The sequence below is a fragment of the Brevibacillus sp. MS2.2 genome, from assembly GCF_013284345.1.
Lineage (GTDB): Bacteria > Bacillota > Bacilli > Brevibacillales > Brevibacillaceae > Brevibacillus > Brevibacillus brevis_C.
Genome location: NZ_JABSUZ010000015.1, coordinates 13937 through 31601 on the forward strand (window position 1 = coordinate 13937; position 17665 = coordinate 31601).

The 17665-nt window shown below is 53.8% G+C and carries 6 protein-coding genes; all 6 read left to right on the forward strand.

Annotation, left to right across the window (positions count from 1 at the left end; translation table 11 throughout):
* Positions 1 to 4 precede the first annotated feature (4 nt).
* From HP568_RS15465 to HP568_RS15490, 6 genes are read left to right on the forward strand one after another with little or no spacing between them, the layout of a single operon-like run.
* On the forward strand, positions 5 to 13408 hold the full coding sequence (locus HP568_RS15465; protein WP_173629526.1) for an SDR family NAD(P)-dependent oxidoreductase: 13404 nt from the start codon (positions 5 to 7) through the stop codon (positions 13406 to 13408).
* Positions 13405 to 13647: an acyl carrier protein gene (locus HP568_RS15470; protein ID WP_048034930.1), complete on the forward strand. Its 243-nt coding sequence runs from the start codon at positions 13405 to 13407 to the stop codon at positions 13645 to 13647. The genes HP568_RS15465 and HP568_RS15470 overlap by 4 nt, the downstream gene beginning before the upstream one ends.
* Positions 13625 to 14863 carry a beta-ketoacyl synthase N-terminal-like domain-containing protein gene (locus HP568_RS15475; protein WP_048034929.1) on the forward strand — a complete coding sequence of 413 codons (1239 nt, stop codon included), beginning with the start codon at positions 13625 to 13627 and terminating at the stop codon, positions 14861 to 14863. Before HP568_RS15470 ends, HP568_RS15475 begins: the two co-directional genes overlap by 23 nt.
* Before the next feature lie 24 nt (positions 14864 to 14887).
* Positions 14888 to 16138: a hydroxymethylglutaryl-CoA synthase family protein gene (locus tag HP568_RS15480; protein ID WP_173629527.1), complete on the forward strand. Its 1251-nt coding sequence runs from the start codon at positions 14888 to 14890 to the stop codon at positions 16136 to 16138.
* Positions 16138 to 16902 carry an enoyl-CoA hydratase/isomerase gene (locus HP568_RS15485; RefSeq protein WP_048034928.1) on the forward strand — a complete coding sequence of 255 codons (765 nt, stop codon included), beginning with the start codon at positions 16138 to 16140 and terminating at the stop codon, positions 16900 to 16902. Before HP568_RS15480 ends, HP568_RS15485 begins: the two co-directional genes overlap by 1 nt.
* Positions 16903 to 16908: 6 nt before the next feature.
* A complete protein-coding gene (locus HP568_RS15490; protein ID WP_173629528.1) occupies positions 16909 to 17655 on the forward strand; it encodes a polyketide synthase in 747 nt (248 codons plus the stop codon).
* The last annotated feature ends 10 nt before the right edge of the window (positions 17656 to 17665 follow it).

Sequence of the window (17665 nt, forward strand, 5' to 3'; positions counted from 1 at the left end):
CGTCTTGGATCAATTAAACACGTTAACCTATAAATTGCTGTGGGGGCAGCTGTGGGAACTCGGACGGTTTACACAGCATCCGTTTGACCTGGACGCTCTGAAGGCCAAGGTGCATTCGCGCCACGGAAGCTGGCTTAAAGAGAGCCTGACACAGCTGAGCGAACAGGGGTATATCAGGCTGCCACAAGGACAGGGCCTTGCGAAAGCAGCTCCTCCTGTTCATCTGAACGAGGTGTGGGAAGAGTGGGCGGCCGCCAAGAAGGAATGGCTGCGCAATCCTAATTTACATGCCCAAGTCAACCTGTTGGAAACAGCGCTTCGGGCGCTTCCGGCGATATTGACCGGCCGGATCGCCGCCACTGACGTTCTGTTTCCAAACGGTTCGATGGAGCTTGTCGAAGGCATCTATAAACATAATCCGGTATCGGATTATTTTAACGAGGTGTTGGCCAATACAGCGGCCGCATATGTAAAAAGTCTGGGTCAAGGGCAACGGATTCGCATTCTTGAGCTGGGAGCGGGAACGGGCGGTACGAGCGAGATGGTCTTCCGCAAGTTGGAGCCTTATCGGGAACAGATCGCGGAGTACGTTTACAGCGACTTATCGAAAGCATTTCTTATCCATGCACAGGAACAATACGGACCGGCAGTTCCCTATTTAAGCTGCCGGATCGTGAACGTTGAAGAGCCCTTGGCGGAACAGGGGATTTCGCCCGGTACATTCGATATGGTCATCGCGTCAAACGTGCTGCATGCGACAAAAAATATTCGGCTTACGCTACGCACCGTTAAATCTGCACTGAAAAAAAATGGTTTATTGCTGCTAAATGAGATGAGCCACAACACACTCTTCGCTCACCTGACATTCGGTCTTCTGGATGGCTGGTGGCTCTATGAGGATGACTGGCTGCGCATTCCGGGTTCGCCCGCCTTAACTTCGGAGACCTGGACGAAAGTTTTGGAGCAGGAGGGGTTCCAGTCGGTTTATTTCCCGGCGCAGGAAGCCCGGAGCTTGGGACAGCAGATTATCGCTTGCCAGAGCGATGGTATTGTCCGACAATCTGACACAACGTCAGCAAAACGAACCACTTCGAATATGGATACCGCTGCGGCGATGATTATCTCCACAACGGCAGATGATATCGGAAAAGTGGAACCGAAAGCGGATTGGACTCCTCAAGACAATGACAGATATGTGCAAGCTGTCAAGCTCATGCTTAGAAAGCACATCTCGACAGCGCTTAAGGTTGACCGTGATCAGATCGCTCCGAATCACGCTTTTGCCGATTACGGGCTGGATTCCATTACGGGCGTTCACTTAATCCAATTGGTTAATGAGGAGCTTGGACTGGAACTGCCGACGACCGATCTGTTTACATACAGCTCGATTAATCAGTTTACAGGCTATTTGCTGGCTGAGCATGGCGAAGCCGTTTCAAGGGTCTTCGGAGCTGCGGACCGCATAGCGCCGCCGGCGAATGCTAGGCCGAACTCTGCGGACGAAAGCTTACGGGAGGCAGACTGTGGAACGAACGAAGTCAAATCGCCCCCTGCGTTCCAGAAAGCGGATGGACGAGCACGAGGCCCGGCTCATAAGGAGCCGATTGCCATCATCGGCATGAGCGGAAGGTTTGCCAAATCCCGTAACATTGAAGAATTATGGGAGCATTTGGCCAGTGGAACGGATTTGGTCGGGGAAATCACGCGATGGAAACAGTCGGACTCCAATATCGTTCGCTATGGCAGCTTACTTGACGATTATGACCAGTTCGACCCGTACTTTTTTCATATTTCGGGAACGGAAGCGGTTTACATGGACCCTCAGCAGCGGTTGTTTCTGGAGGAGTCCTGGAAAGCGCTGGAGGACGCCGGCTATGCCGGATCGGCAATAGAAGGCCGTCGGTGCGGCGTTTATGTCGGGTACAATATCGGCGATTATATGCATCTGATCGGCGACAATCCCCCGGCGCAGGCGATGTGGGGAAATGCCGGTTCTATCGTAGCTGCTCGAATTTCGTATTATTTGAACCTGAAAGGCCCGGCGATAGCAGTCGATACCGCCTGCTCCAGCTCACTCGTATCTGTTCATCTTGCATGTCAGGGACTGTGGGCGCGGGAGACAGATATGAGCTTGGCCGGTGGTGTGTTCATTCAGTCTACCCCGGCTTTCCACGACAGTGCACAACGGGCAGGCATGCTGTCTGCTTCCGGGCGCTGTTATACGTTTGATGAACGGGCGGACGGTTTTGTGCCGGGCGAGGGCGTCGGTGCGGTTGTTCTCAAACGGTTAAGCGATGCGATTACCGCTGGCGACCATATCTACGGTGTCATTGCCGGATCGGGCATGAACCAGGACGGCACGACTAACGGGATTACGGCACCGAGCGGTACTGCACAGGAAGAGCTCGAACGCGAAGTGTATGAACAATTCGGCATCGATCCTGGGCGCATTCAACTGGTAGAAGCACACGGAACTGGTACGAAGCTTGGCGACCCCATCGAGCATGAGGCGTTGACGCGCGCATTTAGACATTACACAGCCAAAACAGAATACTGTGCGATTGGCTCTATCAAGACAACGATCGGCCATACGATCGCTGCAGCGGGCATCGCGGGGTTGATCAAGCTGATGTTGTCAATGAAATATAAAAAGCTTCCGCCATCCCTTCATTATCAGAAGGGTAATGCGAATATCCGAATGGAAGGAAGCCCCTTCTACGTCAACACTCGCCTCAAGGAATGGCCTGCTGAGCCGGGTGAAAGCCGGTTCGCGGCGATCAGTTCATTTGGCTTCAGCGGGACGAATGTGCACATGGTCCTTCAGGAAGCGCCGACGATCGATCGTCAGCCAAGGCCAACGCGCAGTCATCTGCTGGTGCTGTCGGCACAGTCCGACGCGCAGTTACGTCAGCAGGTGGAGCAGCTTATCGCCTACTGCGGCAAGCATCCCGAAGCGGATATCGGGGATATGAGCTATACGTTACTGATCGGACGTAAGCATTTGCCGCATCGGCTGGTCTGTATCATTGAGGATGTGACTGCCCTTGTCGCTGTGCTGAACCGCTGGCTTCTTGAGGGGAGCGCGCCGGGCCTCTTCGCGTCGGTCGTGCATGAATGGGAACGGCAGGAGGATGCGATCAAGAAGAACGAGGGTCTGGCGTGCATCATGGAATGGCGTAATTCGGAGTTTGATAAGCCGGAGATGTTAGAAAGGATTGCCCGCTTGTATCAGCAAGGCTATGAGCTGGCATATGACAAGCTGTTTACAGCCAGTCAATACAGACGGATTTCATTGCCGGTGTATCCCTTTGCACGGGAGAGATTTTGGGTGCCGCTTAGTGGAGTAAGTGAGTCGGTGAAGGAGGATGGACGGCAGCAATCGGAAGTTCTTCATCCGCTGGTGCACCGCAATACGTCGACGCTTACGGAGCAGCGGTACAGCTCCGTATTCACGGGCGATGAGCCCTTCTTCGCGGACCATGTGCTAAACGGCCAGCAGATTTTTCCCGGCTCCGCTTACTTGGAAATGGCTCATGCAGCCGTACGGCTTGCTACTGAATCGGCTGCTGACGACGGACGAATCTTGCAGTTGAAGCATGTTGGATGGGTACAACCCCTCATTGCGCGGGATGAACCGGTTGTTCTTCACATCGCGCTCGCTTCCGGAGAGAATGAGGAAATTACGTTCGAGGTATACAGCTTGTCGGGGGATAAAGACAGAGAAGAAGCGGTTGTTCATTTTCAAGGTTCGGGAAGGTGGACGGCCGCTGCGACGGAGGAGCGGCTGAATGTGCGGGAGGCGCAAGCGGCATGCCGCCATACGGTTTCGTCGGAAGCATGCTACGAGGCGTTTGCACAAATCGGCTTTCAATACGGCATCACCCACAAGGGCATCGAGCAGCTTCATATTGGAGAACAGGCTGCGCTGGCGAAGCTGTCGATGCTTGCTGATCGAGGAAGCGTGGAGCCTTTTACGATGCATCCCGGTCTGCTGGATGCCGCACTCCAATCGATGGCCGGTCTTGTAGTCGGAGAAAATAACGTAAGCCCATTGGATGGCAGTCTTCGTTTAAGTCCGCTTTTGCCTTTCGCTATTGAAACGGTCGATATCGTACATGCCATGGATGCCGAGATGTGGGCGTATTTGCGATTCAGCCACGACTCGGGTAGGCATGGCGGCATTAAGAAAATTGATATCGATTTGGTTGACGCTCAGGGCCGTTTATGCGTACGGATCAAAGGGTATGCTGCCCGCCCGGTACAAGCAAGCGCACACTCCGACGAGGGGGTGTTATTGTTCGAGCCGATATGGGAAACGGCGGAGAAATCTATAGATTCAAATGAAGCTGTGCACCGATATGAGCGCCGAATTGTCGTCGCTGCTGAAGACTGTACCTTCGCTCTGAAGGAAATCGAAGGACAGGAGGGTGACGTCCGATGCATCGCCCTGCAGACCGAACATCAGGATAAGATCGACCTGCGTTACCATGCTTATGCAGAACAGCTGCTGGGTATCGTACAGGAAGTGTTGCAGGATAAGCGCTCCACTATTATACAGCTGCTTATTGGCCATGCCGATCAACAGCAATTGGCTGCGGGGTTGTCAGGAATGCTCAAAACAGCGGCCATGGAAGAGCCGAGAATAGCCGGCCAGCTAATCGAGCTTGAAGCTCAGTCGAGTGAGCACGACCTGGCCCAATTACTGGCGGCGTACGCAAAGCAACCAGAATTGCAGCACATCCGATTGAATAGGGAGCAGCATAGCATTCTGCGCTGGCGCGAGATGTGTACGGTTCCCGAGCCGTCTGCAGTTGTTCCTTGGAAGGATGGCGGCGTTTACCTCATAACCGGGGGAACAGGCGGGCTTGGCGTGCTGTTTGCGGAAGAAATTGCGCGAAGGACCCGCGGCGCTGTCTTGATCCTTGCGGGACGATCAGCGCTGGACCAAAACAAGCGTGAACGGATAGAGCAATTAACCAATCGAGGGCTGACGGTGGAATACAGGCAAACGGATGTCGGTAGCCTGGAGGCGATAGAAACGCTGGTCCAAGAGATTTGCCGCAAATACGGTACATTGAACGGGATCGTGCACGGCGCCGGTGTTATTCAAGATGCGTATTTGAAAAAGAAGTCCGCGGATGAACTTCAGCAAGTCCTTCGGCCAAAAGTATCCGGAACGGTCCATCTGGATGAAGCGACTCGCCATATTCCGTTAGATTTCTTCCTGCTTTTCTCGGCTTTAGCAGGTGTAATAGGTAATCCCGCTCAGGCTGATTATGCGGCCGCGAACGCTTTTCTGAATCGTTTTGCTGCCTACCGTAACGAGTTAGCGGGAGCCGGACAACGGCATGGCCGTACAGTGTCGATTTGTTGGCCGCTGTGGCAAGAAGGCGGCATGCAGGTTCATGCCGAGACGGCGAAGCTGTTGAAGCAGAAGAGCGGCATGCGGGCAATGGCAAGCAGCACGGGCATTCAAGCGTTTTACATGGCTTTGGCTGCCGGAAAATCGCAAATCACCGTTATCGACGGTGAGAAAGAAACGTTACGCGCCTTTATGCGGATGGCACAGAATGAAGGGAAGGCGCAGGCTTTCGAAAGCGGCAAGAAAGAGCCGTCTGCTTGGGATCAAAGCGATGCGCTTCAGGAGAAAGCGGTCGCGTACTTGACGAATTTGATATCCTCTGTAGCCGGCACGCCCGCCAGCCGGATGGACCCGGAGGCTCCGATGGAAACGTACGGCCTCGATTCCGTCATGGTGATGCAAATCACCAGCCGGCTGGAAGCGGCCTTCGGCTCCCTGTCGAAAACATTGTTTTTCGAATACCCGAACATCGGTCGGCTGGCGGCTTTTTTCATCGAACATCATCGGTTCCGTTTGGCCGAGTTAGTTGGCGCTAAAATGTCGGCGGAAGATTCCATGAGTCCTATCACCGTATTACCGAAGCCAAAGGAAGCAGGCCGCAAAGCTGCACGCCCGATGTCCAAGCCCAAGCGGCTGACAGAAGCACGGGACGGAAGTCGTGTACACGATATTGCGATCATCGGCATAGCCGGCCGTTATCCGGGGGCTAAAAATATTGAACAATTTTGGGAGAAGCTTCGTGACGGTCAGGACTGCATCAGCGAAATTCCGCCCGACCGCTGGGATCACAGTGTCTACTATGACCCGGATAAGAATAAGCCGGGCAAAGTGTATACGAAGTGGGGCGGATTTGTGGAGAGCGTCGACCGCTTCGATCCGTTGTTCTTTCATATATCGCCGCGTGAAGCCGAGATCATGGACCCGCAGGAAAGATTGTTTCTGCAATGCGTCTATGAAGCGATCGAAGACGCGGGATATACACGGGAAACGCTCGTTGCCGAGGGGCAAGGGAAGACGAAGCGGGTTGGCGTATTCGTTGGCGTCATGAACGAGGAATATCAGCTATATGGCGCGGAGTTGACTGCCCGAGGGAAGCCAATCGCACTATCAGGTAATCCCTCGTCTGTCGCAAACCGGGTCTCTTACTTCTGCGATTTCAAGGGACCAAGCATGGCGGTGGACACGATGTGTTCCTCGTCGCTGACAGCCATTCATCTGGCTTGCCAAAGCTTGCGGCAAGGGGAAAGCCGTGTTGCCGTGGCAGGAGGCGTCAACGTATCCGTCCACCCGAATAAATACATTTTCCTTTCCCAAGGCAAATTCGCTTCCAGCAAAGGCCGCTGCGAAAGCTTCGGGAAAGATGGTGACGGTTACGTACCCGGCGAAGGGGTAGGTGCAGCTTTGCTGAAACCGCTCGAAGATGCAATTGCGGACGGCGATCACATTTATGGCATTATCAAGGGAACGGCCATCAACCACGGCGGCAAAACAAACGGCTATTCGGTACCCAGTCCGGTTGCGCAGGCCGACGTCATTGGCGAGGCAATCAAGGATGCTGGTATTGATCCGCGAACCATTAGCTATATCGAAGCGCACGGCACGGGCACCTCGCTTGGCGATCCGATTGAAATCGCGGGCTTGAGCCAATCCTTCCGCGCCTATACGGCCGATGTTCGCTTTTGTGCGATCGGCTCGGCCAAATCGAATATCGGCCATTGCGAAAGTGCAGCAGGCATTGCCGGTTTGACGAAGGTATTGCTTCAGATGAAATATGGTCAACTGGCGCCGTCTCTGCATGCGGAGGAGCTCAATCCGAACATCGATTTTGAGCAATCACCTTTTGTGGTACAGCGTACGCTGGAGGACTGGAACCGACCTGTTCTGACCATAGACGGGACCACAAGGAAACTTCCGAGAATCGCCGGACTTTCTTCCTTTGGCGCGGGAGGTTCCAACGGGCATCTGGTCATCGAAGAATATATTTCAGAAGAACATGTGACAGGTGAAAAGCAGACTTACCATAGGCACGATCCGGCTATCATTGTACTTTCAGCGCGCGACGAAGATCGTCTACACGATGTTGCGCAGCGTCTCTTGTCCTTCATACGCGATCAAGGCTGTGATCACATAAACCTGGAGAATCTGGCCTACACGCTCCAAGTGGGCCGGGAAGCGATGGAGGAACGGCTGGCGATGCTCGTCGGTTCGATCGAAGAGCTGGAGAATAAGCTGCTTGCTTATTTAGCGGATCGCGAAGAAAGTAACAACGTTTTCCGCGGTCACATCCAGACCAATGAACTGATGCAAATGTGGCGGACAGACGAGGATTTATCGGAGACGTTCAAGGCATGGATGAGAAAAGGGAAGTTCGGGAAGATCCTCGGTCTGTGGGTGAAAGGGCTGAACATCGATTGGCGTCTGCTTTACGAAGATACGGTTCCCCACCGGATGAGCCTGCCAACGTATCCGTTTGCGGAGGAGAGGTACTGGATACCGGAGACCGACAGCATATCTGCTCGGGAAGGACATGGCGGTAAGCCTCTTCATCCGCTACTGCACCGGAATACATCGGATGTGTCGCAGTTGCGTTTCAGTTCGCTGTTTACCGGTAAGGAGCATTTCCTGAGCGATCATGTTGTTGATGGGAATAAGGTCATGCCGGGCGCCGCTTACCTCGAAATGATTCGCGCAGCCGCTGAGGCTGCAGCCGGCAAGCTGTTAAGTTCGAAAGGCACTCGTCTTCATCAGATCGTATGGAGAAAGCCGCTTGTCATGAACAACGCATCCTCCGAGGTGCATATTCGGCTCCGTAAGGAAGACGAAGAATTGGCATGCGAGGTCTTTTCCGATCAGGGCGAAGACGAGATTGAGACCTTGTATTGTACGGCAACGGTATCGCTTCAGGAGCCCGAAGAGAGCCCGATTATGGATATCGATGTGATAAGAGCACAATGCAGCGGGCCGAAGCTGTCAGGCGAGCAATGCTATCGGGCTTTCGAATCAGCCGGACTTTTGTATGGACCCGGCAACAGAGGGATCAGAAGTATCTATACCGGCAACGCTCAGGCATTGGCGAACGTGTTTGTTCCGGCGGAAGCAGCCAGCACGTCGCATGATTATGTGCTTCATCCGAGTTTGATTGATTCCGTCTTCCAGGCAACGATCGGCTTGTTTCCCCGTCAGGTTCTGGAAACAATGGAGGGGCAGCCGCAGTCCGTGAGCCCAATCGTTCCTTTTGCGCTGGAGGAATTGGACATCCTTGGCCCATGTTCAGGAGAGATGTGGGCATGGATCCGGTTCAGCAGCGGTCTTCTACCGGAGAGCCCGGTCCGCAAGCTGGATATCGAGCTTATCGACAGCAGCGGAATCGTTTGTGTACGGATGAGAGGATTGACGTCCAGACGAATTGACCGTGAAGAGGTTCGTGATCAACCTGTTGAGCCCCTTAAGGAAACGCTTTTGTTCCAGCCGATATGGGAATTGAAGCCTTGCCATACGGGGAAGAACACGGTGACTTATACCAGACGTATCGTCTTGTTGGGCGGATCGGACAACTCGCTTGCAGATCAACTCATGCAACAAGGAGGCGGGGCAGAGGTTCATCTATTGGGCGACGGCCTGGAAAGTATGACGTTGGCGTCACGTTATACGTTTTATGCCAAACGGATGTTGAAACAACTTCAATCCGCACTTCATGGTACGGAAGGCAGGACGCTGATTCAATTGGTGCTCCCGTATAACGACAATCAGCGTGTCATGGTTGGATTAAGCGGAATGCTGAAGACCGCTGCTCTTGAACATCCAGGTGTCGTCGGGCAGACGATTTTACTGGGTACGGACTCAGAAGGCCCTGCCATTGCCGGGATTATCGACGAGAATGGGTCTGAACCGGAGGACGCCGTCATTCGTTATGAAGCTGGCAATCGTTATGTTCAAAAGCTTGTGGAGATGGGGCTCAAAAACGGGGTTCCAGTACCTTGGAAAGATAACGGAACGTATCTGATCACAGGCGGCTGCGGCAAGCTTGGGATGATCGCTGCGCGAGATGCCGCTGCACGAACTAGGGGTGCGAACCTGATCCTAACGGGGCGCTCCGCTCATGATGAACGGATACAGAAGCATCTTGACGAGTTAAAAGCGGTGGGAGCCCATGCAGAGTACTACAGCTTGGACATTAGCGACGCTTCCGCCATCCAAGAACTAATCGAACGGATAGAAGCCCGTTATGGCGGTTTGTCCGGCATCATTCATTGCGCAGGCACTCGAGCGGACAGCCTCATCTTGAAAAAAACGGAAATGGACATCGATCGGGTATTCGCCGCTAAAGTGGCCGGTCTTATTCATCTGGACCGTTCAACGAGGCATATGGAGCTCGACTTTATGCTGCTTTATTCTTCTCTTGCCGGAACGCTGGGCAATTTCGGTCAAGCCGACTATGCAGCCGCCAATGGGTTTATGGACGCGTTCGCAGCGCATCGGAACGATCTTACGGCTTCAGGACTTCGCAAGGGCAAAGCCTGCTCGATCGCCTGGCCGCTCTGGGAGAAGGGCGGCATGCAGATCGATGAGGAAACGCTCTCCATGATGAACAGGCTGACCGGGATGTCTGTGCTCGAAACCGCCGGCGGGTTGCACGCTTTATATGCCGCCACAGCATCTGCAGCGGATCATGTCCTGACGATAGCGGGAGATCCTTCCCGGATGCGGGCTGCCTTGACGGCCGGGAACCAGTCTCCGCCGCAGGCTCAAGCTCGGACGGCAGCTGTCGTGCAGCAGCCTGTAAAGGCTGACGGCATTCCAGCCTTTCCGCAGGATGAGCTGGAGAAGAAGACCATAGCGTACTTAAAATCGCTTGTATCGGCGGTAATTAAGCTGCCCGTCCAGCGGATGCATGAGGATACGCCGTTCGAGAAATATGGTGTCGATTCAGTGACTATCATGCAACTGACAGCGAGTCTGGAACAATCATTCGGAACGTTGTCCAAATCGCTGTTCTTTGAATATATGACGATCAGGGAGCTGGCCGGCTATTTGATGCGTGCTCACTTAGGCCGTCTGCCTGCTGTCTTGGGCTTGGAGGACGGTTCTTCGTTCGGATCGGCAGCGTCTATCCCTGAACGCGCCGGACTTTCGCGTCATGACAGCCATGATGTAGAGAAAGCAGAACCGTCAGCAGGCACTAACGATGTTGAAACGGCAGGAGCTACAACCGAATGGCGGCCGGAGGATATCGCGATTATCGGGGTGGCCGGACGCTATCCGGGAGCAAGAGACGTGGAGGCGTTTTGGCACAATATCCGGAACGGTGTCGACAGCATCACCGAAATCCCGGCAGACCGTTGGAATCATGAGGCGATCTTTGATGCAGAGCCTGATAAACAGGGGAAAACCTATTCCAAATGGGGAGGCTTCCTGGAAGGTGTAGATCGTTTCGATCCGTTGTTCTTTCACATTTCGCGCAAAGAAGCGGCGTTTATGGATCCTCAGGAGCGATTGTTTCTACAGTGCACGTACGAGCTGCTGCAGGATGCCGGATACACGAGACATGGCTTGCAGCAGCTCGATTCGTCCGGTCTTGGCGGTAATGTAGGCGTTTACGTCGGTGTCATGTACGAGGAATATCAGCTTTATGGCGCGGAAGAAACGGTTCGGGGCCGGCCGGTGGCGCTGTCTGGCAGCGCTTCGTCAATTGCGAACCGCGTATCGTATTTTTACAATTTACATGGACCGAGCCTGGCTATTGATACGATGTGCTCATCTTCACTAACAGCGATACATTTGGCCTGCCAAAGTCTGCGGGAGGGAGAATGCGATGCAGCTATAGCAGGGGGTGTAAACCTTTCCATTCATCCGAATAAGTACTTGGCGCTTGCGCAAGGAAAATTCGCGTCGAGCAAAGGCCGGTGCGAGAGCTTCGGCGAGGGAGGCGACGGTTACGTGCCGGGCGAAGGCGTCGGCGCCGTTCTGTTAAAACCGTTGTCACGGGCCATTGCCGACAAAGACCGCATTTACGGCGTCATAAAAGGATCAGCCGTCAACCATGGCGGTAAGACGAACGGATACTCGGTTCCGAATCCGAAAGCGCAGGCAAGTGTGATCGAGCGGGCGATCCGGAAGTCGGGCATTGATCCGGGCGCGATCAGCTATATCGAAGCGCATGGGACCGGTACGGCGCTTGGCGATCCCATCGAAATAAAAGGTTTAAGTGATGCATGGAAAACGAGTACTCTTCCGACATCCGTTTGTGCGATCGGTTCCGTAAAATCCAACATCGGTCACTGCGAGAGCGCAGCGGGAATTGCGGGCTTAACGAAGGTTCTGATGCAGTTGAAATACGGGGAACTGGCGCCATCGCTTCATTCCGAGAAGCTGAACCCGAATATCGTCTTCCCGGATACACCGTTTAGGGTGCAGCAGAAGCTGGAAGAATGGAAGCGGCCCGTCGTCGAAGCAGGCGGAGAAAAGCAGGAAATGCCGCGCATAGCAGGTATTTCTTCGTTCGGCGCGGGAGGATCCAATGCTCACTTAATCGTGGAAGAATATAAATCGCCCGCAGCGGCACATTCTATCGATCAGGCCGGGAGGACCGTTCCGATTGTTTTGTCCGCGCCGAACAAAGAGGGATTGAAACGATTGGCTTCTCGCTATCTGGATGCAATAGCGATGCGGCAGATTACGGATGATAACTTGTCTGATGCGGCTTATACCCTTCAGGTGGGCCGTGAGGCGATGGAAGAACGAGCGGCTATGGCCGTTTCTTCGGTTCTGGAGCTGAAACGCGGGTTGCAGGCGATTGTCGAGAACGGCCGAATGGAGAAACTGCACCTCGGCAGGGCGAAGTCAGGCGCGGCACTGTCCGAGCTGCAGGCCGGAGCGCCGGATGAGTCGACCTGGCTGGGATGGTTTGCTTCTGGGAAGTTTGAGCCGCTTCTGTCTGTATGGGTAAGTGGCATTGATTTTGATTGGCGGCTTGTCTACGGTAAAACGACACCGAGACGCATTAGCCTGCCCTCCTATCCGTTCGCTGAAGAAAAATGCTGGTATAACATTAGCGGCAATGGACATCAATCCGCAGGAACAAATGGAAGCGAACCTGCTCCAGCTCCAAAAGTTCATATTCACGAGGCTGGAACGATGGACCGGGAAGCGGTGGAAACAATTACGTTAAGGCCGCTATCGAACATTCCCGATCAAATCGATCACGGAAGCGGACACTCGCTACGGCTCCCGCCGATTAAATTGAAGAAGATCGACGGTGTATCGAAGCAGCGCATATCGCTCGACGTGTTGACAGAGCAGTTGGCCGAGAGCTTGGCCGATACGATGTTTATGGAACGTGCCGAATTGGACCCGGAGAGAAAGTTTGTCGAAATCGGCGTAGACTCGATTATCGGCGTGGAATGGATCAAAGCAGTAAATAAGAAGTATGACGTATCCATTACGGCGACCAAAATATACGATTACTCGACTTTAAGCGAATTTGCCGCCTATTTGCACGGCGTAATCGCTGAGAAGCCCGCTTTGGTTGGGAACGAAGCGGAAGCAGAAGCAGAACACGATTACGATCACGTAAGCCAGTTGCCGAAACAAACGGCGGCACTTACGGCAGCCGAACATGTGGACCCTGCCGAAGAAAGAACGCCCCCTCCAAACAGCGGCGTTTCCTTGGAGGCACTGGAAGAGCAATTGGTCCAGAGCATGGCGGAGGCCATGTTTATGCAGCCTGACGAGATTGATCCTGAAATCAAATTCGTGGACATCGGGGTTGATTCGATTGTCGGCGTCGAATGGATCAAGGCGGTTAATAAGCAATACGGCACGAGCATCACGGCGACGAAAATATATGACTATTCGACGATCAGACAGTTCGCGGCGTATCTGAGTTCCGAACTGAGCCGGGGTCAAGGAGCTACTCCGGAACAGGAGGCCGTACGTTCTCCGCTTCTGCTGGATGACATTTTACAGCAAGTGGAAAGCGGTAGGCTGGACATTCATGAGGCTAACGATTACGTCAGTCGTCTTATCCTTGAGGAGGAACGGAATTGAACAGACAAGAAATAACAGCCGTTATCATAAAAAATTTGTATGAGATCGTCCCCGAATTAGAGGGACGGGAACTGAGGCCTGAGGACCGGCTTTCGGATCTCGGATTGAACTCTATCGACCGCGCGGATCTAATTTCGATGGTGATGGAGGATTTGTCGCTTTTGCAGAATCAAAGATCGCAGTTTGTTGGAATGTCAAGCATAGGGGAACTGGCCGATGGGTTCTTGGGCAAGCTGTAGGCCGGACGATATCGTCATCTCAGGCATTGGCATCACATCGGCCATTGGTCAAGGACAGGCGGCCTTCGCGGCAGCCCTCCTTGACGGCCGGCACGCCTTTTCTGTGTTGAATCGTCCGGGTCGCCAAAAAGGAAGCTCTTCTTTCCTGGGGGCGGAGATCGAATCGCTGGTTATGCCGGAACGTCTTTCTAAACGGCTGCTGCGAACGGCTTCCTTCTCCGGGCAGGCTGCGATGGCAACGATGCATGAGGCTTGGGAGGATGCAGTTCTGGATCAGGTTGAGCCAGAGCGTATCGGCCTCATTATCGGCGGTTCCAACTTACAGCAGCGGGAGGCTCTCCAAGTCTATGCCTCGTATTCGGAACGTCCTTCGTTTCTGAGGCCCACTTATGCGATGACGTACATGGACAGTGATTTATGCGGACTTTGCACGGAGCAGTTTGGGATTCGCGGATTTGCGTTTACATTGGGAGGCGCATCCGCAAGCGGTCAGGCTGTTATCGCTCAAGCCGTTCAAGCTGTTAGCTCCGGGGAAGTCGATGCTTGCATCGCAGTCGGGGCATTGGCCGACCTTTCCTATATGGAGCTTGCGGCCTTTCGCAGCCTGGGCGCAATGGGCTCCGATCAATATGCCGACAGACCGGATCTGGCCTGCCGACCATTCGACGGCGGCCGGGACGGCTTCATCTACGGGGAAAACTGCGCTGCCGTCGTCATTGAGCGTGCATCTTGTGCCGGTAAGAGAGGGGTTCTTCCTTATGCGGCCATTACCGCTACAGCGATCGCGATGGACGGCAACCGAAATCCGAATCCGTCCTACGAGGGAGAAATGCGTGTGATCCGCGAAGCTCTTCGCCGGGCCGGCATTACAGCCGCCGACATCGACTATGTCAATCCGCATGGAACGGGCTCCCCGGTCGGTGATGATACGGAGCTGCGCGCGCTTAAAGACAGCGGATTGTCGCATGCCTACATCAATGCGACCAAATCTATAACAGGCCATGGTCTCAGTGCAGCAGGAGCCGTGGAAATTATTGCGGTATTGCTTCAGATGCGCAACTCCCGCCTTCATCCGACGCGTAATCTGGAGCTTCCGGTTGACGAGACGTTCAATTGGGTGAAGGAACAATTCGTCCCGTACTCCATTTCTCATGCTTTATGCCTCAGCATGGGCTTTGGCGGCATGAATACAGCAGTCACTCTGCAAAAGATTTAAAACAAACAGAAAAGGAGAATGGGCTTGATTCAAGTTGGAATAGAAGCGATGAATGTTTTTGGCGGCACTGCTTTTCTGGATGTCCCGGAACTTGCAGCAAGGCGTCAATTGGATACTGCCAGGTTCGAGAATCTGATGATGCTCGAGAAAACCGTTGCCTTGCCTTACGAGGACCCTATTACGTTCGGTGTCAATGCCGCGAAGCCGATCGTGGATTCGCTGTCTGAAGAAGAGCGGAACCGGATCGAACTGGTGATTACCTGCACGGAATCCGGTATCGATTTCGGCAAATCGATGAGCACGTATATCCACCATTATCTCGGTTTAAACCGCCGCTGCCGGATGTACGAAATCAAGCAGGCCTGCTATTCGGGAACAGCAGGCCTGCATGCCGCGGTCCAATTTATTCTCTCCGGCACATCCCCGGGGGCCAAGGCGCTGGTGATCGCCACGGACATATCCCGTTTTTTCGTGGCTGAGGGCGGGAGCTCGTTGACCGAAGACTGGTCCTATGCAGAGCTTAGTGCGGGAGCCGGAGCTGTTGCCCTTCTGGTCAGCGATACGCCGTATGTCTTCCAAATCGATACGGGCGCGAGCGGTTATTACGGTTATGAAGTGATGGATACGTGCCGCCCTATGCCAGACAGCGAAGCAGGCAATTCCGATTTGTCGCTGTCCACGTATCTGGATTGCTGCGAACAAACCTTTATGGCCTACAAAGCGCGGGTGCCAGAAGCGGACTATAAGGATACGTTTCAATATTTAGCTTTTCATACTCCCTTCGGCGGTATGGTGAAGGGCGCACATCGCACGATGATGCGAAGAATCGCGAAGGCCAAAGCGCCGGAGATCGAAGCGGACTTTAATCAGCGTGTGCTTCCGGGCATTCGATATTGCCAGCGTGTCGGCAATATCATGGGAGGCACCGTTTTCCTGTCACTGGCAGGCCTAATCGAGCATGGGACATTTGATACGCCCAAGCGGATCGGTTGTTATTCGTATGGCTCCGGCTGCTGCTCGGAATTTTACAGCGGTGTCGCCACAAGTCAAAGCCAGGCGGCACTGCGTAAATTCAAGCTAAGCGAACGTCTGCAGGTGCGCCGTCTGCTCGGCTTTGACGAATATGAAGCGATGCTGAAAAGCGGTCACGGTATCCGGTTTGGAACTCGTAACGCGAAGCTCGACTTGCAAGGGATTCCCGCATCTGTGCGGGGCGAGCAGCGGCTCTACCTGGAAGAGATCCGGGACTTCCATCGGATTTACAGGTGGCTGTAATGGAGTTTAAGACGCTGCATGTTCGATATCAGGGAACCGTATGCTTTATCAGACTGCACCGGCCCGAAGCGGACAATACGATCAATGACCAGCTTGTAGAGGAACTGGGCTGCGTGCTGGACCAATGCGAGGAAGAAGTGACGGTTGTCGTGCTGGAAGGTCTGCCTCATGTATTCTGCACGGGCGCAGATTTCCAGGAGATCCACGCCCATATGGCAGAAGGCCGATCCATACGAAGCAATCCTGAACCTCTGTATGCGTTATGGATGAGAATGCGGACCGGACCGTACATCGTTCTTTCTCACGTCAAGGGTAAGGCAAATGCCGGGGGGCTTGGCTTTATCGCCGCAAGCGATATCGTTCTGGCGGACGGGACGGCCCAATTCAGCCTGTCCGAGCTGCTGTTCGGCCTGTATCCCGCTTGTGTGATGCCGTTTCTTATTCAAAAAACGGGCATGCAGCGCGCGCATTATATGACGCTGATGACGCAGGCCTTCGATGCGGAAACTGCACTCCGCTGGGGGTTGATCGATGCCTGGGAGCCAGAAAGCGAGTCGCTGCTGCGCCGACATCTGCTTCGATTGAAGCGTCTGCCGAAGGCAGGGATTGCGAAGTACAAACGCTATATGATTGAGCTGCAGCCCTTAATCCGGGAAGGCAGGGAGCTGGCAATAACTGCGAATCAAACCATGTTTGCCGACCCGGATACGCTCGCAGTTATCTATAATTTTGTCAATAAAGGCCAATTTCCATGGGAAGGTTGATGTGTAATGCAACCGGTTGTAGAGCTGCGTGAAATCGAGCCGGGTATCGCAACGATTACCATGCAGGACCGCGTATACAAAAACACGTTCTCCGATGACCTGGTAAAGGGTTTGGCGCATGCTTTCCTAACTGTAAAGGAAACAGAGCGGTATAAAGCCGTTATTTTGACCGGGTATGATACTTATTTTGCTTCTGGCGGGACGCAAGAAGCTTTGCTTGCCATTTTCGAAGGGCAATTGAAATTTACGGACAGCAACATTTACAGCCTTGCGCTGGAATGCCCGGTTCCCGTCATATCCGCTATGCAAGGCCATGGGATCGGGGGCGGGTTTGTAATCGGATTGTTTGCCGATTTTGTCGTCATGAGCCGTGAGAGTGTGTATACGGCCAATTTCATGAAATACGGCTTCACACCGGGAATGGGCGCAACGTACATATTGCCCCGAAAGCTAGGATTGAGTCTGGGCAATGAAATGCTACTAAGCGGTAGCAATTACCGAGGGGCGGATCTGGAGAAGAGAGGCGTGCCTTTCGCGGTCCTTCCCCGGGACCAAGTGATGAGCCATGCTCTGGAGCTGGCGCGGCAGCTCGCGGAAAAGCCGCGCCTTTCGTTGGTTGCATTGAAGGACCATCTGGTTGAGACAATGCGAGCCGAGCTCCCGAATTATATTGCGAAAGAAGTCGCGATGCATGAGCTAACCTTCCATCAGACAGAAGTTCGGGACAAGATTCTGTCCTTATTTGGCAAATAGCGAACAGGCA